Annotated in this window: 18 protein-coding genes; 5 read left to right on the top strand and 13 right to left on the bottom strand. The window is 69.2% G+C overall.

The features are described 5' to 3' along the window. Nucleotides 1–12 precede the first annotated feature (12 nt). From D1832_RS07975 to D1832_RS07960, 4 genes are all read left to right on the top strand, one after another. Nucleotides 13–663: a hypothetical protein gene (locus D1832_RS07975; RefSeq protein WP_118913389.1), complete on the top strand. Its 651-nt coding sequence runs from the start codon at nt 13–15 to the stop codon at nt 661–663. Next, nucleotides 660–1676 (top strand): DUF4350 domain-containing protein, encoded by a 1017-nt coding sequence (locus D1832_RS07970; RefSeq protein ID WP_118913388.1) that lies wholly within the window; start codon nt 660–662, stop codon nt 1674–1676. Before D1832_RS07975 ends, D1832_RS07970 begins: the two co-directional genes overlap by 4 nt. Next, a complete protein-coding gene (locus D1832_RS07965; RefSeq protein ID WP_118913387.1) occupies nt 1673–2731 on the top strand; it encodes an AAA family ATPase in 1059 nt (352 codons plus the stop codon). The genes D1832_RS07970 and D1832_RS07965 overlap by 4 nt, the downstream gene beginning before the upstream one ends. Nucleotides 2732–2792: 61 nt before the next feature. After that, complete coding sequence (locus D1832_RS07960) at nt 2793–4088, top strand: DUF58 domain-containing protein (RefSeq protein ID WP_241510924.1); 1296 nt, start codon at nt 2793–2795, stop codon at nt 4086–4088. Nucleotides 4089–4094: 6 nt separating this feature from the next. Here D1832_RS07960 and D1832_RS07955 read toward each other — a convergent pair whose 3' ends face one another. Beyond that, nucleotides 4095–5087 (bottom strand): stage II sporulation protein M, encoded by a 993-nt coding sequence (locus D1832_RS07955; RefSeq protein ID WP_118913385.1) that lies wholly within the window; start codon nt 5085–5087, stop codon nt 4095–4097. Nucleotides 5088–5129: 42 nt separating this feature from the next. Here D1832_RS07955 and D1832_RS07950 point away from each other — a divergent pair, with 42 nt between their 5' ends. Next, nucleotides 5130–5957 carry an RDD family protein gene (locus D1832_RS07950; protein WP_047311856.1) on the top strand — a complete coding sequence of 276 codons (828 nt, stop codon included), beginning with the start codon at nt 5130–5132 and terminating at the stop codon, nt 5955–5957. A gap of 69 nt (nt 5958–6026) precedes the next feature. Here D1832_RS07950 and D1832_RS07945 read toward each other — a convergent pair whose 3' ends face one another. The 12 genes from D1832_RS07945 to D1832_RS07890 all read right to left on the bottom strand — a co-directional run bounded on the left by D1832_RS07945 (nt 6027) and on the right by D1832_RS07890 (nt 18767). Further along, nucleotides 6027–7199 (bottom strand): adenosine deaminase, encoded by a 1173-nt coding sequence (locus tag D1832_RS07945; RefSeq protein WP_118913384.1) that lies wholly within the window; start codon nt 7197–7199, stop codon nt 6027–6029. Next, nucleotides 7196–7564, bottom strand: coding sequence for a cupin domain-containing protein (locus D1832_RS07940; RefSeq protein WP_118913383.1), 369 nt, complete (start codon nt 7562–7564; stop codon nt 7196–7198). The genes D1832_RS07945 and D1832_RS07940 overlap by 4 nt, the downstream gene beginning before the upstream one ends. A gap of 149 nt (nt 7565–7713) precedes the next feature. Continuing rightward, on the bottom strand, nt 7714–9027 hold the full coding sequence (locus D1832_RS07935; protein WP_118913382.1) for a thymidine phosphorylase: 1314 nt from the start codon (nt 9025–9027) through the stop codon (nt 7714–7716). Next, nucleotides 9024–9509 (bottom strand): cytidine deaminase, encoded by a 486-nt coding sequence (locus D1832_RS07930; protein WP_118913381.1) that lies wholly within the window; start codon nt 9507–9509, stop codon nt 9024–9026. Before D1832_RS07930 ends, D1832_RS07935 begins: the two co-directional genes overlap by 4 nt. A 174-nt stretch (nt 9510–9683) precedes the next feature. Continuing rightward, nucleotides 9684–10931 carry an ABC transporter permease gene (locus D1832_RS07925; protein ID WP_118913380.1) on the bottom strand — a complete coding sequence of 416 codons (1248 nt, stop codon included), beginning with the start codon at nt 10929–10931 and terminating at the stop codon, nt 9684–9686. Continuing rightward, complete coding sequence (locus tag D1832_RS07920) at nt 10928–11995, bottom strand: ABC transporter permease (protein WP_319803792.1); 1068 nt, start codon at nt 11993–11995, stop codon at nt 10928–10930. Before D1832_RS07920 ends, D1832_RS07925 begins: the two co-directional genes overlap by 4 nt. Nucleotides 11996–12018: 23 nt before the next feature. After that, nucleotides 12019–13653 (bottom strand): ABC transporter ATP-binding protein, encoded by a 1635-nt coding sequence (locus D1832_RS07915; RefSeq protein WP_118913379.1) that lies wholly within the window; start codon nt 13651–13653, stop codon nt 12019–12021. Nucleotides 13654–13720: 67 nt separating this feature from the next. Continuing rightward, on the bottom strand, nt 13721–14776 hold the full coding sequence (locus tag D1832_RS07910; protein ID WP_118913378.1) for a BMP family lipoprotein: 1056 nt from the start codon (nt 14774–14776) through the stop codon (nt 13721–13723). 169 nt (nt 14777–14945) lie between these two features. Beyond that, a complete protein-coding gene (locus D1832_RS07905; protein WP_052947017.1) occupies nt 14946–15425 on the bottom strand; it encodes a barstar family protein in 480 nt (159 codons plus the stop codon). Beyond that, complete coding sequence (locus tag D1832_RS07900; RefSeq protein WP_241510923.1) at nt 15422–15949, bottom strand: guanyl-specific ribonuclease; 528 nt, start codon at nt 15947–15949, stop codon at nt 15422–15424. Before D1832_RS07900 ends, D1832_RS07905 begins: the two co-directional genes overlap by 4 nt. 39 nt (nt 15950–15988) lie before the next feature. Further along, nucleotides 15989–17587 (bottom strand): acyl-CoA mutase large subunit family protein, encoded by a 1599-nt coding sequence (locus D1832_RS07895; RefSeq protein WP_118913376.1) that lies wholly within the window; start codon nt 17585–17587, stop codon nt 15989–15991. Between the two features lie 61 nt (nt 17588–17648). Further along, a complete protein-coding gene (locus D1832_RS07890) occupies nt 17649–18767 on the bottom strand; it encodes a quinone-dependent dihydroorotate dehydrogenase (RefSeq protein ID WP_118913375.1) in 1119 nt (372 codons plus the stop codon). Nucleotides 18768–18793: the final 26 nt, after the last annotated feature.

The following is an 18793-nucleotide window of genomic DNA, read 5'->3' as shown; positions in this document are numbered from 1 at the left end:
CGGACGTGCACGATGACCGACTCGCCTCCCCTCACCCCTGACAGCCCGACGGCGCGCCGCTGGCTGTCCGAGGAGTTGGCGAAGCCGGAGTATCAGGACAACCCGTCGCTCATCGAACGCGTCATGAAATGGCTGTCCGAGCACTTCGGAGGCGGCGTCGGTGTCGGTGGTGTCTCGATCCCCGCGTGGCTGATCGCCGTCGTCCTCCTCGCCGTCCTCGTCACGCTCTTCGTCGTGTCGTGGCGTCGGCATCGCCCCAGTGCGCGCGTCGAGAAGGACGCGAGGCACAAGCGTTCGGCCACCGTCTTCGACGCGGCCCGCCTCGAGGCAGGCGACTACCTCGCCCGGGCCCGCGAACTGCGCGGGCGTGACGACGCTGCGGCGCTGCTCGCTGCCTACCGTGCGCTCGTCGTGCGGGCCGAGGACGGCGGCATGCTCCTTCTCGACGACGCGACGACGGTCGGGGACGTCACGCACGTCCTGCGCGACGCGCTGCGCCGTCGGGACGTGCAGGAGCCGTCGTTCGGGGTGCCCGAGGCAAGCCACGCATTCGAGTCGGTGCGCTACGGCCACCACACGCCGACGACCGCCCAGGTCGACGACGTCCTCGCTCTCGAGGCTCTCGTACGCGAAGCCCCCAGACCGAGCGGAGCCGCGCGATGAAGCGCCGGCCCAACGGGATGATCGTTGGTGTGCTCACGCTGAGCGTCCTTCTCCTCGTCCTGCTCGTCATGACGGCGCGCCCGCACACGAACACCCCGCTCGACCCGGACAACCCCTCGCCTCACGGAGCTCAGGCCGTTGCGCGCGTCCTGGAGCAGCACGGGGTTGCCGTCGACCGAGCCGGAAACCTCGACGAGCTGCGTCGTGGCAACACCGGCGACGAGACAACGGTGTTGCTGACCGACGAGTTCCTCATTCCGCACGACGAGCGGCAGGACTTCCTCGCGTCGGCCCGCACGGCCGGCACCCTCGTCGTCGTCGACCCCAGCGAAAGCCTGCGGGAGTCGCTGTTCGACCAGGAGGCCGACGAGTCGGAGAACGTGCCCGTCTACGCCGCCTCGGCCGGGGACGGCAAGAAGATCGTCGCCCTCAACGACCCCACGCTGCTGACGAACGCGTCCGTCGACGACGGCGACAACGCCCGCCAGGCTCTGACCAGCCTCGGTGAGCGCCGGCGCATGGTGTGGATCTCGACGTGGAACGGTGCAACCGGCGAGCAGACCGGCCTCGACTGGCCCGCCTGGAAGACGCCGCTCACGTGGGCGATCGGGCTGTCGGTGCTCTTCCTCGTCGTCCTGCGCGGGCGACGCTTCGGCCTACTCGCGCTCGAGCCCATGCCGGTGACGGTCAAGGCCGTCGAATCGACACGGGCCCTTGCCTCCCTCTACCGCCGCTCGTCAGCACGGGATTCGGCCGCGAGCGCCCTGCGCGACGGCACCGCCTCCCGCGTCGGAGCCGGCCTCGGTCTGTCGCAGGGACGTCGCTCCCCCGACCTCGTCGCGGACGCCCTGCGAGCTCGCGGAGCAGCTGCAGCAGACGCCGACGGCGTTACGGCGTCAAACGTTCCTCATGACCTGGCGGAGTGGCTCACCGGCCCGACGCCCGAGAACGACAAGGCCCTCGTCGAGCTCGCCCGAGAACTCGACCGCCTCGAGAAGGAGATCCTGCGATGAGCGAAGCACCCCGTCCCAGCCACGACGAGGCCCGTCACGTGCTGCCGCGTTCGCACGACGGTCAGAGTCAGCGCTCGACGAGCCCATCGCCCGACCTCCCGTCGGCGCAGGAGGCCCGGGCCGCGCTCGACGAGGTGCGCCGTGAGGTGGCCAAGGCCGTCGTCGGGCAGGACGCCGCGGTGTCGGCGCTGCTCGTGGCGCTCCTGGCGCGGGGACACGTGCTGCTCGAGGGCGTGCCCGGTGTCGCGAAAACACTTCTCGTACGTTCGCTCGCCGAGGCGTTGTCGGTCGACTCCAAGCGCGTGCAGTTCACGCCCGACCTCATGCCGGGCGACATCACCGGCTCGATGCTCTACGACGCGGGAACGTCGGCCTTCGAGTTCCGCGGGGGCCCGGTCTTCACCAACCTCCTGCTCGCCGACGAGATCAACCGCACGCCTCCCAAGACGCAGGCCGCGCTGCTCGAGGCGATGGCGGAGCGTCAGGTCTCGGTCGACGGGCGGACGTACGCTCTGCCGACGCCGTTCCTCGTCGCGGCAACCCAGAACCCCGTCGAGTTCGAGGGCACCTACACGCTGCCCGAAGCGCAGCTCGACCGCTTCCTCATGCGCATCACGCTGCCCGTACCGGAGCGCGACGCCGAGATCGAGATCGTCCGCCGTCATGCACAGGGCTTCGACCCGCGGCGCATGCAGTCGGCCGACCTGCGTGCCGTGGCGACGCCCGCTCACCTCGAAGCCGCGTCGCGCGCCGTCGAGTCGGTGCGCGTGGACGCCGACGTGGCTGCGTACATCGTCGACCTTGCCCGGGCCACGCGCGGCTCTGCCGCAGTCCAGCTCGGCGTGAGTCCACGCGGCTCCACCGCCCTCATGGCCGTCTCGCGGGCGTGGGCGTGGCTGAGCGGCCGCGACTTCGTCACCCCGGACGACGTGCGCAGCCTCGCGCAGGTGACACTCGCCCACCGCATCGTGCTGCGCTCCGAGGCCGAGATGGACGGCCTCAACGCCGCGCAGGTGCTCGACCAGGCCGTGAGGTCGGTAGCCGTCCCGCGCTGAGGCCCTGCCCCCAACACCCCGACGTCCCACTGACCACAACGATCCCGTGAGGAGGTAAGCCGTGTATCTGAGATGGCCCGCAGTCGCCGCAATGGCCGCGGTCTGCCTCGTCGTGTTCGTCGTGCCCTCGACGCAACTCGTCCTCGTGTGGTTCGTCGTCGTGGCGCTCCTCGCCGGCCTCGACGTCCTCCTGGCGCCGCGGCCGTCGTCGTTGCGGTTCGAGCGCCGCCAGCCCGATGGCGTTCGTCTCGGCGAGGAAACCGTCTCGCACCTCGTCGTGACCAACCCGACGTCGCGTACGTTCCGGGGCGCCGTTCGCGACGTCTGGTCGCCCGGAGCCGGCGCCCAGGACGACCGTGGCGTGTTGAACCTCGCCCCCGGCGCGAGCGTCGACCACGTCGTTCACCTGCTCCCCACGCGGCGCGGAATGCGCCCGAACGACGCCATCACGGTGCGCTCGGCCGGTCCGCTCCGGTTGGCCGGTCGCCAGACGCGCCTCGACGAACCGGGCCTGGTGCGCGTGATGCCCGCCTTCAGTTCACGCGCCCACCTGCCGAGTCGTCTCGTGCAGCTTCGCGAGATCGAGGGACGCTCGCTGGTGCGCGCTCCCGGCAGCGGCAGCGAGTTCGACTCGCTGCGCGACTACGTTCGCGGCGACGACGTGCGCAGCATCGACTGGAGGGCCACGGCACGACGCCGCGCTCCCGTCGTCCGGACGTGGCGGCCCGAACGCGATCGCCGCGTCTCGATCCTGCTCGACACCGGGCGGCTCAGCGCAGGGCGTCTCGCCGACACCACACGCCTCGACGCCGGCATGGAGGCCTGCCTCCTCCTGGCCGCTCTGGCCGGTCACGCCGGCGACAACGTCGAATGGACGGCAGGCGACCGTGCTGTTCTCGCGCACGTCCCGCCGACGAGCGGTCGCAATGAGGCGGTGCGGCGCATGATGCTCGCCATGGCTCCGCTCGAGTCACGCCTCGTCGAACCCGACTGGTCACGCCTCGTGCAGGAAGCCACTGCCGACGCGCGCCGCGGCTCGTTGCTCGTCATCGTCACGCCGTTCGAACCCGCCGCGGTCGAGGAATCCCTCGTTCCGCTGCTTCCGGCTCTGGCCCGCGAGACCCGGGTCGTCATCGCCTCCGTGGCCGATCCGGAGGTGGGCGCCATCGCGGCGAAGCGCGACAACGTGCGCGACGTCTACGGAGCCGCGGCCGCCGAACGACTCCGGCACCGCACGACGACGATGCGCGCGGCGTTGGAACGTCACGGCATCTCGGTGCTGCACGAACCACCCGAGCGCCTCGCGCCGGCCCTCGCCGACCACTACCTCGTCCTCAAGCGCGAGGGCCGCCTGTAGCGCCGGTCAGCCGGCGACGAGTTCGTCCTCACGCAGGCGGGCGTCGACGTCACCCGTCACACCGGCCGCCACCGCGCGGCGACCGAGGATGACGACGTACGCGATGAAAGAACACCACGCCGTGAAGCCGATGAGCAGGCGCACCGGCGTGGGCAGCCCGGACGGCGTGACGAAGGCCTCGATGAAGCCGCACAGCGCCAGAACGGCGACGAGGCCCATCGCCGCAGTGAACGCCGTGCGCATCTCCGCCGCGAACGCGTCGGCGCGCGAGCGGGGGCCCGGTTCGATCCACGACCAGAAGCCGCGCAGACCGATGCCGGCGGCGACGAAGATCGACGTCAGTTCGAGCATGCCGTGGGGCAGGATGAGGCCGAAGAACAGCGAGAGCCGGTCGTCGGAGGCCATGAGGCCAGCGGAGACGCCCGTGTTGACGATGTTCGACCACAGCAGGAGCGGAATGGGAAAACCGAGGGCGCCGAGGGTGATGCACAGGGCCGCGACCCACGCGTTGTTCGTCCAGACCCGGAACGCGAAGTCTTGGGCCGCGTAGGAGGAGTAGTAGTCCTCGAAGTCATGCCGCGTCAGCTGCGAGATCTCCTCCGGGCTGAGGACGCTCGAGACGAACGCGGGGTGCGTCGCCGTCCACCAGGCCACGAGCGCCGTCAGCACGACGAAGGCGACGCCGACGCCGGCCCACCAGCGCCAGGCGCGGTAGCAGATGGCCGGAAACGTCTCGAGGAAGAAGCGGGCGAACGCCCCCGGATCGGCCCGGAAGTTGCGCGAGGACTTCACCCGGGCACGGGCGATGATCGTCGAGAGGTACTGCGTGAGAACGGGATCGGCCGACGTGGACTGCACGAGCGAGAGGTGTGACGCCGCGCGCTGGTAGAGGTCGAGCATCTCCTCGGCCTCGGTGCCAGTCAGGCGCCGTTTGCGCCCGAGTTCGTCGAGACGGGCCCACTCCTCGCGGTGCGCTGCGACAACGGCTTCCACATCCACGCTCGTACTCTACGCACCGGCTGCGGCCAGTAACCTGTTCGCGTGGCACACGTCGACGATCGGGAACTGCGCCCGCTGCGGGATCTCACCGGCCCGGCGCAGATCACCGGTGAGGCGGTCGCTCTCGACCTGCCCCCGGCCGGCGTAGGCATGCGCATTCTCGGCGTGATCATCGACCTCATCGTGTGGGCGGTGACCTTCTTCTGCCTCAACTGGGCCGCGCTGAAGCTGGTCGGCACCGCCTCGGATGCGGTCCGAGCAGGGTGGAGCATCGTCGTCCTCGTGACCTCCTTCGTGCTCCTGCCGACGGTGGTCGAGACCCTCACGCTCGGGCGTAGCCTCGGGAAACTCATTCTCGGCATGCGGGTCGTGCGCACCGACGGCGGCGCCATCTCGTTCCGTCACGCTCTCGTCCGCAGCTTCGTGGGCTTCGTCGAGATCATCGGCACCGCAGGCATGGTCGCTCTCATCACGGCCACGCTGACGAGCCGCGCGAGGCGACTCGGCGACCTCGCGGCCGGTACCTACGTCGTGCGTGAAACCCGAGGACTCACGCTACCGCCGCCCGCCCAGATGCCGAGGCAACTCGCGGCGTGGGCCGACTCCCCCGCCGTCGTCAGCCCGCTACCGCAGGACCTCGCGGCACGGATGGCCTTCCTCGTGCGCCAACAGCACGTCATGCGTACCCCGGCGTTCAACGCCGTTGTGACGCAGACGCTGCGCGAGGTCCTCCCGCATGTGACGCCGCCTCCCCCGCCGGGCCACGACCCCTTCGCCGTTCTCGTCGCCATCAGCGTCCTGCGTCGCGACGCCGACGCCCGCCGCATCGAACGCGACGCGCGCATCAGGCGCTCCGTCCTCGGACGCTGACCCGTCCGAAACGCGAACGACGGCCCGTTTCCCCTTGAGGGGAAACGGGCCGTCGTGTTCGTGCGGTCGTCAGCCCTGGCCGCGTGCCACGGCGTAGGCCGGCTTGATCACGGTCATGATGATGTCGAGTCGCTCGTCGAAGCCCACAAACGCGGACTTCATCGCGTTGACGGTGACCTTCTCGAGGTCGGCCAGCGTCCAGCCCGCCTCGCGGACGAGGCCCGTCATCTCCTTCGTCATCGACGTTTCGCTCATGAGGCGGTTGTCGGTGCTCAGTGCGACGCGGAAGCCCAGGGCGAGCAGCAGTGAGATCGGGTGTGAACGCAACGAGAAAGCAGCGCCCGTCTGGAGGTTCGACAGTGGGCAGACCTCCAGCGCGATGCGGCGGTCACGCACGAACGCGGCGAGGCGGCCGAGGCGAACATCGGCCTCCCCCGCGCGCACGCGGGCCGGGAGCGCGGCACGTGCCGGTTCGTCGAGTTCGCCGTACTCCACGCCGTCGACGGTGATGTCGTCGGTGATGCGCACGCCGTGGCCGAGCCGCTCGGCGCCGCAGTACTGAATGGCCTCCCAGATGCTCGGCAGACCGAACGCCTCACCGGCGTGAATCGTGAAGTGGGCGTTCTCGCGGCGCAGGTACTCGAACGCGTCGAGGTGGCGTGTGGGAGGGAAGCCGGCTTCGGCGCCGGCGATGTCGAAGCCGACGACGCCCTTGTCACGGTAGGCGACGGCCAGCTCGGCAATCTCGACGCTCTTGGCCGCGTGACGCATCGCGGTGAGCAGGGCGCGCACGACGATCGGGCGCCCCTGGCTCTCGGCCTCGCGGGCGCCGGCCTCGAAGCCGGCCAGCACTGCGTCGACGACCTCGTCGAGACCGAGTCCCTGTTCGATGTGCAGTTCGGGCGCGAAGCGCACCTCGACGTAGACGACGCCGTCGTTCGCGTGGTCGAGGGCGCACTCTCGGGCCACGCGCTCGATGGCCCCGCGCGTCTGCATGACGCCGACGGTGTGCGCGAACGTCTCGAGGTAGCGCTCGAGCGAACCGGAGTCCGCGCTGTCGCGGAACCACGCGGCGAGCGACGCCTCGTCGGCGGCCGGCAGGGCGTCGTAATCGGTCTCACGGGCGAGTTCGAGCACCGTGGCCGGGCGCACGCCGCCGTCGAGGTGGTCGTGGAGAACGACCTTCGGCAGCCGCGCGATGACGTCCTCGCTCAGGGTGCTCTTCGTGGTCTCGTCGCTCATGCGTTCGTTCCTTCGTCCTCGCGGCCAACCGTTTCGGGCGTGAACGCCGGCAGGCAGACGGCAACGTACTCGGCGCCGTCGGGGCCGACGGTGTAGCGCACGCGCTCCCCCGCGCGAGTGACCACGCTCTGGCCGGCCTCGACCTCGAGCGTGCCGCCGTCGTGCTCGACGCGCACCTGACCAGCGAGCACGAGCGTCACCTCGTCGAACTGGGGCGTCTGCGCCGGCTCGTCCCACCCGGCAGGCGCCTTCATGTGGGCCACGGAGACCGCGCGCTCGCCGGTGGACGCGACGCCCACGTGTTCGTCGATGATCTTGCCGCCGGGTACGGGAATGCGCACCGGCGTGGTGAGGAGTTCAGGCATGCGGTCAGCCTAGTGCTCCGCGGCGGGCCTCTTGCCACGCGACGTCACGGTGGAAGACGGGCGAAGCGGTGTCCCAGAGTGGCTACGTTCGTTGCGGTTGGTGACGGTGCACCGTCACCAACCGCAACGAACGTAGCCAAAGAGCAGCGTCAGCTGATGCGCTCCAGCACGATGTCGCGCGACGTGAAGTCACCGCTGTTCGCCGAGATCTCGTAGCCGCCCTCGAGCGCAGCGACGGCGCGGTCGAAGCGCTCCGGAGTGTCGGTGTGGAGCGTGAGCAGCGGCTGGCCCGCCGTGACGTGGTCGCCCGGCTTCGCGTGCATCTCGATCCCGGCGCCCGCCTGCACCGGGTCTTCCTTGCGCGCACGCCCGGCGCCGAGGCGCCACGCGCTGACGCCGACGGCGAGGGCGTCGAGCTTCGTCAGCACACCGGACGACGGTGCCGTGATGACGTGTGTTTCCTTCGCGGTGGGCAGCGTCGCCTCGGGGTCACCGCCCTGAGCGCCGAGCATCGCGCGCCACTTCGTCATGGCCCGGCCGTCGGTGAGCGCCTTGCGCACCGCGTCCTCGTCCTGTGGGCGACCGGCCGCCGCGAGCATCTCGACAGCGAGCGCCACGGTGAGGTCGACGACATCCTTGGGGCCGCCACCGGCGAGCACCTCGACCGACTCGCGCACCTCCAGGGCGTTGCCTGCGGTGAGGCCGAGCGGCGTCGACATGTCGGTGAGCAGCGCGACGGTGTTGACGCCCGCGTCCGTGCCGAGGTCGACCATGGTGCGCGCGAGCTCGCGCGCGTTCTCCTCATTCTTCATGAAGGCACCGGAGCCGACCTTGACGTCGAGCACGAGCGCACCTGTGCCCTCGGCGATCTTCTTGCTCATGATCGAGCTGGCGATGAGCGGGATCGCCTCCACCGTGCCGGTGACGTCGCGCAGCGCGTAGAGCTTCTTGTCGGCCGGCGCGAGGCCGTCACCGGCTGCGCAGACGACGGCGCCGACGCGCTCGAGCTGACGCATCATCTCGGCGTTCGTCAGGGAGGCCCGCCACCCGGCGATGGACTCCATCTTGTCGAGCGTGCCGCCGGTGTGGCCGAGGCCGCGGCCCGAGAGCTGCGGGACGGCGACGTCGAAGACCGCGACGAGCGGCGCCAGCGGCAACGTGATCTTGTCACCGACGCCGCCGGTGGAGTGCTTGTCGGCAGTCGGCACGGACAGCGACGAGAAGTCCATGCGCTCACCGGAGGCGATCATCGCCTTCGTCCAGCGGGCGATCTCCTCGCGCGACATGCCGTTGAGCAGGATCGCCATCGCCATGGCGGCCATCTGCTCGTCGGCGACCGCACCACGCGTGTAGGCGTCGATCATCCAGTCGATCTCGTCGTTCGAGAGGGTTCCGGAGTCACGCTTGATGCGGATGAGGTCGACGGCGTCGAACGCTTCGTGCGTGGAGTTCGCGGGGGTCATGAATCACCTTTCAGGGTCGCTGCTGCGGTGGCGACGGCACCCAGGTTGGGGGCGCCGAACGCGTGGGGAAGGAGGTCGGTGAGCGGCAGCGGCGGCCCACCGTCCATCTCGATGAGCATGTCGGGGCTCGCGTGCTCGAAGAGCAGCTGACGGCATCGGCCGCACGGCGTGATGGGCGTACCGTTGCCGTCGACGCACGAGAGGGCGACGAGCAGTTCGCGCTCCGCCTCGTGGTCGAGCACCGGGCCGTCACCGCGGGATTCGCCCGTGCCGTAAAGCGACGAGACGAGGCCGCACTCGGCACACAGGACGACGCCGTAGGCGGCGTTCTCGACGTTGCAGCCGGTGAGGATGCGACCGCGCGTCGTGAGCGCGGCCACGCCGACCGGGAACCGGGAGTACGGCACGTACGCCCTGGCGCACACGGCGACGGCCTCGCCGCGCAGCAGCTCCCAGTCCACAGAGTCGGGTACCTGTGTCATGTCGAGGCCGCCTTTCACCTTGAGGCCGTCTGGAGACGTGCGACGCGTGTCGCACCGAGGGGGGAGGCTGAGCTTGCGAAGCCTCCCCGCCGGAAGACGCGCTAGACAGCCGTGTCGCACCGAGCGGGGCGGCTGAGCTTGCGAAGCCTCCCCGCCGGAAGACGCGCAGAAAAACTAGCCCGCTTCGCCCTTGCGATAGATGGCGCCGTCAGCAGCCGGCATCCGCAGGTGTTGGCTGGCGAACGCCATGACGAGGAGTGTGACGACGTACGGCGCTGTGGCCGTGAGGTTCGGATCGATCGTGTCCGATCCGAAGTACCACATGAGCACGAGCACACCGGCGACGGCGAGGATGACGGCGTGGAGCACGCGCTTCTTGACCGCCATCCACACGGCACCGACGAGGACGCCCGCACCCACGAGGAGCAGCAGCGCGTGCACCTGGTCGCCACCGCGCAGCTGGAGAGCCTGGGTGTAACCGAAGAGCAGCGCGCCGAGGGCGGTGCCGATCGGCATCCAGTTACCGAAGATCATCGCGGCGAGACCGATGTAGCCGCGGCCACCCGTCTGGCCCTGCTGGAACCCGTCGGAGGCGACCATCGCGAGGAAGCCACCACCGAGACCGGCGAGACCACCGGAGACGACGACGGCGATCGTCTTGTAGAGGTACACGTTGACGCCGAGGGTCTCGGCCGCCTGCGGGGCCTCCCCACAGCTGCGCAGGCGCAGACCGAACGAGGTCTTCCACAGGACGAAGATCGTGCCGATGACGAGGGCGATGGCGAGCAGCGTGAGCAGCGAGACGTCCTTCGTCAGACCGGCGAGGATGCCGGCGACATCGGAGACGAGGAACCAGTGGTTCTTCTCGATGTCGACGAGAGCGCTCGACCCGGGAAGGGTGACGCTCGCGACGTCCGGCAGGCTCGGGCTCTGGGTGGGGCCACCGCCGGGCAGTTCGGAGAAGAAGCGCTCGGCGAGGAACTTCGTCAGGCCCGCACCGAGCAGGTTGATGGCCACACCGGAGACGATGTGGTCGACGCCGAAGAACACGGTGGCGATGGCGTGGAGCAGGCCGAAGAGCATGCCGCCGAGGATGCCGCCGAGCACGCCGGCCCACGGGCCGTAGTGGTAGGCCGCGAAGGCAGCGCTCCACGAGCCCATGATCATCATGCCCTCGAGACCGATGTTGACTACACCGGCCCGCTCGGACCACAGACCACCGAGACCGGCGAGGGCCAGCGGCACAGCGGCCACGAGGGCCGCAGAGATGGCGTTCGAGGAGTCGATGTCGTTGACGCCGGTGGCGACGCGAAGGATCGACAGGCCGAGAACGACGGCGACGAGCGCGAGCGGAAGGAGCGCCTTGCGCGGCAGCCCGAGCGTCCGCTTCGGCTGGGTTGCGGTAGCAGCGACGGTGCTCATGCGGTGGCTCCTGCGGTCTTGCCTGCGGCGAGTTCGGCGGCGACACGTCGGGCCTCGATGCGCTTGTCCCAACGACGCACGAGTTCGTACGCGATGACGACGGCGAGCACCATGACGCCCTGGATGATGTTGACGAGCGAGGCGTTGACGCCCGCGTTGATCTGCAGCGCGTTCGACTGACCGTTGAGGTAGGCCCACAGCAGCGCGCCGAAGCCGATGCCGATCGGGTGGTTACGGCCGATGAGCGCGACGGCGATGCCGGCGAAGCCGAGGCCCGTCTGGCTGTTGGAGCCGTAGTTGAAGTCCTGACCGAACAGCTGCGGCATGCCGACGAGGCCCGCAACGGCACCCGAGAGCAGCATCGCGGTGATCGTCATCTTCTTGACGCTCACACCGGAGGCGACGGCGGCCGACTCGGACGAGCCCGTCGCGCGCAGGTCGAAGCCGAAGCGTGTGTGGTTGATGACGTACCAGTAGGCGATGCCGACGAGCACGGCGAGGATCGTCAGACCGAAGATCTGGCCCGTGGCGGTCTGCGCGAGCGCCGGAACGTGCGAGCTCTCCGGGATGTTCTTCGTGTTCGTCGCGTTCGAGCCCTCCTGCTTGTCGGCGACCTTGAACAGCAGCCAGGAGACGACGCCGGTGGCGATCGAGTTGAGCATGATCGAGCTGATGACCTCGGAGACGCCGCGCGTCACCTTGAGCACCGCGATGATGCCGGCCCAGGCGGCACCGACGAGCATCGCGAGCACGAGGGCACCGATGACGTTGAGGAAGCCGGGCAGCCAGCCCTGGCCGGCGAAGAGCGCGGCCGCGAAGGCAGCGACGCGGTACTGGCCGTCGACGCCGATGTTGAACAGGTTCATCCGGAAGCCGATGGCCACGGCGATACCGGAGAGGTAGAGGACGGCGGCGTCGTTGACGATGGCCTCGGCGACGCCCTGCATCGGCGTCGACAGGAAGACCTGCCAGACCGGCCCGACGGCGTTGCCGAGGGCGAGCAGGACGATCGAGGTCAGAACGACCGCGATCGCGATGGCGAGCAACGGCGCAGCGACAGCCACGCCGATCCTTCGGAGCGTGGAGTTCATCGTGCAGCTTCCTCCTGCGCATCGACGGTGGTGGCGTTCTCGGGGGTGTTGGCACCCGTCATGGCGGCACCGAGCTGCTCGGCGGTGACTGTCTTCGGGTCGAACTCACCCGAGAGCTTGCCGCGCAGGATGACGCGGATCGTGTCGGACAGACCGATGAGCTCGTCGAGGTCCGCGGAGATGAGGAGCACGGCGAGACCCTCGCGGCGGGCGTCCTTGATGTGGTCCCAGATCGCCGACTGGGCGCCGACGTCGACACCACGGGTGGGGTGGGCGGCGACGAGCACGCGCGGGGCGTGCGACATCTCGCGGCCGAAGATGAGCTTCTGCTGGTTACCACCCGAGAGCGAACCGGCGGTGACGTCGATGCTCGGCGTACGCACGTCGTAGGCCTCGACGATGCGCTGCGTGTCGTCCTTCGCGGCCTTGGGCGTGAGACGCCAGCCCTTGCTCGCCGGCTCCTGACGCTGGTGGCCGAGCATGCGGTTCTCCCAAAGCGGCGCGCCGAGAAGCAGGGCGTGGCGGTGACGGTCCTCGGGGATGTAGCCGATGCCGTTCTCACGGATGCGACGCGTGGGCCACGCCGTGATGTCGTCGTTCTCGACGACGACGGTGCCGGCGTCCGCGCGGCGCATGCCGAGGATCGTCTCGACGAGCTCGGCCTGGCCGTTGCCCTCGACACCTGCAATACCGAGCACCTCACCGGCGTGGATCGTGAGGTCGAGGTCGGACAGCAGCGCGGGGCCACCGGCCGGATCGGCGAGCGTGACGTCGGTGATCTGCATGACGACGCGGTCGGTGACCGTCGACTCCTGCGTCTCGGGCGTCGGCAGCTGCGAACCGACCATGAGCTCGGCGAGCTGTTTGCTCGTCACCGACGAGCTCTTGACGCGGTCGATGGTCGTGCCGCGGCGGATGACGGTGATGTCGTCGGCGACGCCGCGCACCTCGTCGAGCTTGTGCGAGATGAACAGGACGGTGAGGCCCTCGGACTTCATCTCCTTGAGGTTGCCGAAGAGTTCGTCGACCTCCTGCGGCACGAGCACGGCCGTGGGCTCGTCGAGGATGAGGATCTTGGCGCCGCGGTAGAGAACCTTGAGGATCTCCACGCGCTGGCGGGCGCCGACGCCGAGGTCGGCGACCATCATCTCGGGGCGCACGTCGAGGCCGTAGGCGTCGGAGATGCGCTTGATCTCGTCACGGGCCTTGGAGCCGATGCCGTGCAGCTTCTCGGCGCCGAGGACGACGTTCTCGAGCACCGTGAGGTTGTCGGCCAGCATGAAGTGCTGGAACACCATGCCGACGCCGGCCTTGATGGCGTCCTTCGGGGAGGAGAAGGAGACCTCGTCGCCGTTGATGCGGATCGTGCCTTCGTCCGGCTTCTGCACGCCGTAAAGGATCTTCATGAGCGTCGACTTACCGGCACCGTTCTCGCCGACGATGGCGTGGATCGTGCCGCGCGCGACCTGCAGGTGCAGGTCCTTGTTGGCGACGACGCCGGGGAATCGCTTCGTGATGCCGTCGAGGTCGACGGCGAGGGCCCCGCTCGGGGGCGCCGTCACATCGGCGACGGCGATGCCGCTCACGCCGGTGGGCGCTTCGGGGGTGTCGGTGGTGTCGATGACGCACACTCCTGGTCAAACCGTCAAGGTCCGGCACGCAGGATACCCGCATGCCGGACCTTGAGCCGTTGTGGAATTACTTGGACGGGGTCGGGGAAACCTTGACCTTGCCCTCGACGATCTCCTTCTTGGCGTCGTCGACAGCCTTCTTCGCCTCGGCCGACAGGTGGTTGCCCGTCGTGGCCAGCGAGACGCCGTCCTCCTTGAGGCCGAACTCCTTGTTGCCGCCGGAGAACTTGTCGTCCTTGACGGAGTTGACGAAGTCCTCGACCGTTCCGGAGCAGTTCTTCATGGCGGAGGTGAGCACCGAGCCGGCGACGGACTTGTCGGCCGTCAGGGCCTGGTCGGAGTCGACACCGATGGCCCACTTGCCCGCGGAGTGCGCGGCCTGGATGACGCCGTCACCCGACTTGCCGGCAGCGGCGTAGACGATGTCGGCGCCCTTCTGGAACATCGAGTTGGCCGAGGCCTTGCCCTTGTCCGGAGCAGCGAAGCCGCTGAAGTCACCGGCCGGCGTGAGGTACGTCTTGTCGATCTTGATCTTCGGGTTGGCGTGCTTGGCGCCCGCGAAGTAACCGGCCTCGAACTTCTGGATCAGCGGAACGTTGACGCCACCGACGAAGCCGATGTGGCCCGTCTTGCTCATCTTCGCGGCGGCGACGCCGGCGAGGTAGGACGCCTCGTGCTCCTTGAAGGTGATCTGCTCGACGTTCGTGCCCTTGGAGTCGGGCGACGCGTCGTCGATGATGGCGAACTTCACGTTCGGGTACTTCTTGGCGACGTTGCCGATGGACTTGGCGTAGACGAAGCCGACCGCGACGATCGCCTTGTTGCCCGACGCCGCGAGCTGGCTGAGACGGTTCTCGCGAGCCTGGTCGTTCTCACCCTCGCCGGCCTCGGCGGTCGTGATCTTGAGGTTCGGGATCTTCTTCTTCGCCGCTTCCATACCCGCGTACGAGGCGTCGTTGAAGGAGTGGTCACCACGACCGCCCACGTCGAAGGCGATGGCGGCCTTGAACTCGGAACCCGAGGAACCGTTGCCGGAACCGCCGGCGGACTTGTCGTTCGAACCACAGGCGGCGAGGCCGGCCGTCATAGCGACGGCGGCAGCGATGGAAACAACCCGCTTCACGGGGCACTCCTTGGGTTAAGCGGCGCGAGGGCCGTCGAGCAGATCGGGCGTCGCAGTCACGACTGCCAACCCACCAAGCGTACCCGCGAGTCACAGGGACAATAAGGGCGGATGACGAGTGGTGACCTAACCGTTATCCACCGCCCGGATTCCTTCGTGTGATAAGTGCTCAGCGACGCACCGGAAGAGGTGGGTCGGCCACGATGAGCAGCGGCGCGGAAGCGTGCGGAACTCCGTCGTCCGACCCCTCCCCCGCAATCGGCCGCCCGGCCTCGAGGTCGTCGCGATGGATGGCAGCGCCTACGCGCTCGTCGAGAACCTCGACGAGCGGCTCGACGAGCGGTTCGGGAATGCGCCACAACCCGCGCAGACGCAGGACGACGCCGGGAGCTTCGGGGGCCAGATCCGCGAGGCAGTCCGCGAGCGCGTCCCAGTTGTGCCCGAAGTGGTCGGGAAGGCCGAGCTGTTGGGCGAGGGTGCGCATCAGCCCCTTCTTGTCGACGACGCCGTTCAACGTCACCTCGGCGAACGCCCACCCGGAGTCGGCGCAGATCGTTCGCAGTTCGTCGGCCGTCGGGCCCACGAGGCCGCGCGGCACCCAGCCGCCACGTCCCGCCGTCACGAGGTCTCGTACCGCTGCGGTCGTCATCGCACGACCCTCCTGAACGTCTCGTAATGATCGTCCGTGTAATACATCGTGCCGTCCTTGCCCGTGACGATCCTGCGCGCCCCGCGGTCGGACGAGCCCGGGGTGCTCACCGTGTACTCGTGATACCAGCCGGGCGCCTGGCGCGGGAGGATCCGTTCGCGATTGCCGAAGACGACGCCGTCACGGCGGTAGGGGTAGGGCCCACCGTCGTCGATGAGCGCCACCGTCTCTCGAGCCTGACGCGGCAGTTGCGACAGACGCACGGTGGCGAGGCCGTCCTCCCCACCCCTCGCCTGCGACGACGAGGGTGAAGAACTCGAGCCGTCCGACCCGCCCGAGGCGGAAGTGTCGCTGCCGTAGCTCTGCGCTGTGAACGGCGAGGGCGCGGGCCCGGACGATCGGCCGTCATCCGAGCCACGCGAGAGCAACGCGATGGCGGCAATGAGGGCAAGCAGCAGCAACGCGATGGTCGCGATGCGCTGACCGAGCCCTGCCTGTGACAGTTTCGGGCGACTCAGCGCCACCATCTCCTCATGTCGTCGAACGAGCGGATCAGCACCGGCTCAGAACACATCCTGCGGGACGTACTTCCCCCAGACCTCGCGCAGAGCGTCGCTGACCTCGCCACCAGTGGCGCCGGCGGCGTGGGCGTCACGCATGGGCCACAGGACGTTGTCGTTGCCCTGCGCGGCCTTCTGCATCTTCTCGAGGGCTGCGTCGACGACGCTCTGGTCACGGTTCTTGCGCAGCTGCGCAAGCCGCTCGCACTGCTCGGCCTCGATGGCCGGGTCGACGCGAAGGGGCTCGTAGGGCTCCTCCTCGTCGAGCTGGTAGCGGTTGACGCCGACGACGACGCGCTCGCCGTGGTCGATCTGCAGCGCCACGTCGTAGGCGCTCTTCTCGATCTCGGTCTTCTGGAAGCCCTCTTCGATGGCCTTGACGGCGCCGCCCTTGTCCTCGACGGCCTGGATGAGCGCGAGCGCCTCCTCCTCGAGGTCGTTCGTCATCGACTCCACGACGTAACTGCCTGCGAACGGGTCGACGGTCTTCGTCACGTCGGTCTCGAACGCAAGGATCTGCTGGGTGCGCAGGGCGAGGCGGGCCGCCTTGGCCGTGGGCAGAGCGATGGCCTCGTCGTACGAGTTGGTGTGCAGGCTCTGCGTACCGCCGAGCACGGCGCCGAGGCCCTGCAGCGCGACGCGCACGAGGTTGACCTCGGGCTGCTGCGCGGTGAGCTGCACGCCTGCTGTTTGGGTGTGGAAGCGCAGCATCTGCGACTTCGGGTTCTTCGAACCGAACTCCTCGCGCATGATGCGCGCCCACAGGCGCCTGGCCGCGCGGAACTTGGCGACCTCCTCGAGCAGCGTCGTGCGGGCGACGAAGAAGAACGACAGGCGCGGGGCGAAGTCGTCGACGTCGAGGCCGGCCGCGAGCGCGGCGCGCACGTACTCCTTGGCGTTGGCCAGGGTGAAGGCGATCTCCTGCGCGGGCGTCGCTCCCGCCTCGGCCATGTGGTAGCCCGAGATGGAGATCGTGTTCCAGCGCGGAATCTCCTTGTGGCAGTACTCGAAGATGTTCGAGATGAGGCGCAGGGATTCGGCCGGCGGGTAGATGTACGTGCCGCGCGCGATGTACTCCTTGAGCACGTCGTTCTGGATCGTTCCGGTGAGCTTGGCTCCCGGGATGCCCTGACGTTCCGCGGCGAGCTGGTACATGAGCAGCAGGCTCGAGGCCGGCGCGTTGATCGTCATCGAGGTGGAGACCTCGTCGAGCGGCAGGCCGTCGAAGAGAACGAGCATGTCGTCGAGCGAGTCGATGGCGACGCCGACCTTGCCGACCTCACCGTGCGCGAGAGCCGCATCCGAGTCGTAGCCCATCTGGGTCGGCAGGTCGAAGGCGACGGAGAGGCCGCCGGTGCCGTTGGCGACGAGCTCGTGGTAGCGCTGGTTGCTCTCCCGGGCGGTGCCGAAGCCGGCGTACTGGCGCATCGTCCAGGGGCGACCGGTGTACATCGAGGGGTACACGCCGCGGGTGAACGGGTACTCCCCCGGATTGCCGAGTCGTTCGTCGGCGTTGAACCCCGAAAGATCGTTCGCCGTGTACACGGGCTTGAGCCCGAGCCCCGACTCCGTCATCCGACTGCGATCCGTTGCGCCACTCATAGCCGCACCTTATCCGGCGGACCGGGCGCGAGGGGCCGAACCGATTGGCCCTGTGGAAGGTTCAGCCGCGGCGGGCTCGCGTGCGCAGGGCCTCGTTGAGATCGCGGACGAGGCCCGGCCCCTTGTAGATGAAGCCGCTGTAGACCTGGAGCAGGTCGGCGCCGGAGTCCATGAGCGCGAGACCGTCGTCGGCGGACATGATGCCGCCGACCCCGATGATGGGCAGCTGAGTGCGACTCGCGAGGAACCCGACGACCTCGCGGGCGCGACGCGTCAGCGGGGCACCCGAGAGACCGCCGGCCTCGGACGCAAGGGTGAGGTCGGCGCGGGCGAGGCCGTCACGCGCGAGCGTCGTGTTCGTCGCGATGAGGCCGGAGACACCCGAGCCGTGGGCCACCTCGAGCACGTCCTCGAGGGCGTCCTCGGTGAGGTCGGGGGCGATCTTGACGAAGACGGGCGTCGGATGCGCGCCGCGTTCGGCCGCGAGGTTGCGTTCGCGAGCGGTGATCGACTGGAGCAGTTCGAGAAGCGGCGCCTTGTCCTGCAGGGTCCGCAGGCCGGGCGTGTTGGGGCTGGAGACGTTGACGGCGAAGTAGTCAGCCAGGCCGCTGAGCCGCCCGAGCGACGTGAGGTAGTCGCGTGTGGCTTCCTCGACGGGCGTCGTCTTCGTCTTGCCGAGGCTGACGCCGACGGGAATCGAGAGGTTGCCGCTCGACCGTGCGCGACGCAGTGTGGCCGCGAGCGCCTGGGAGCCGTCGTTGTTGAACCCCATGCGGTTGATGAGGCCGTGACTGGCCTTGAGGCGGAACAGGCGCGGCTGCGGGTTGCCCGGCTGCGCCTCGGCGGTGACGGTGCCGACCTCGACGTGGCCGAAGCCCAACGCGCCCCAGGAGGTGACGGCGACGCCGTCCTTGTCGACGCCGGCGGCGAGGCCGACGCGGCCCGGGAAGCGGATCCCCGCGATCGTCACGGCGTCGTCGGGTGCGCCGAGGGCTGCTCCGACGACGTCGGCGATGAGCCCGGCGGCGGGCAGCGAACCGAACTGCGCCATCGCCTGGAGGGTCGCGTGGTGTGCGGCCTCGGCATCTCCCCCGCCGATGCGGAACAGGGCCGGGCGCATGGCGCGCTCGTACCCGTGGGTGAGGGTCGCTCGGCGGACGGCGTCGAGATCGAGTTTCATACGTTCATTGTCCCCGAACGGCCGCG

The organism is Dermacoccus abyssi, assembly GCF_003515945.1.
GTDB lineage: Bacteria > Actinomycetota > Actinomycetes > Actinomycetales > Dermatophilaceae > Dermacoccus > Dermacoccus abyssi.
The sequence above is the reverse complement of the archived record's forward strand: the minus strand, read 5'-3'. Positions and strand labels throughout refer to the sequence as shown.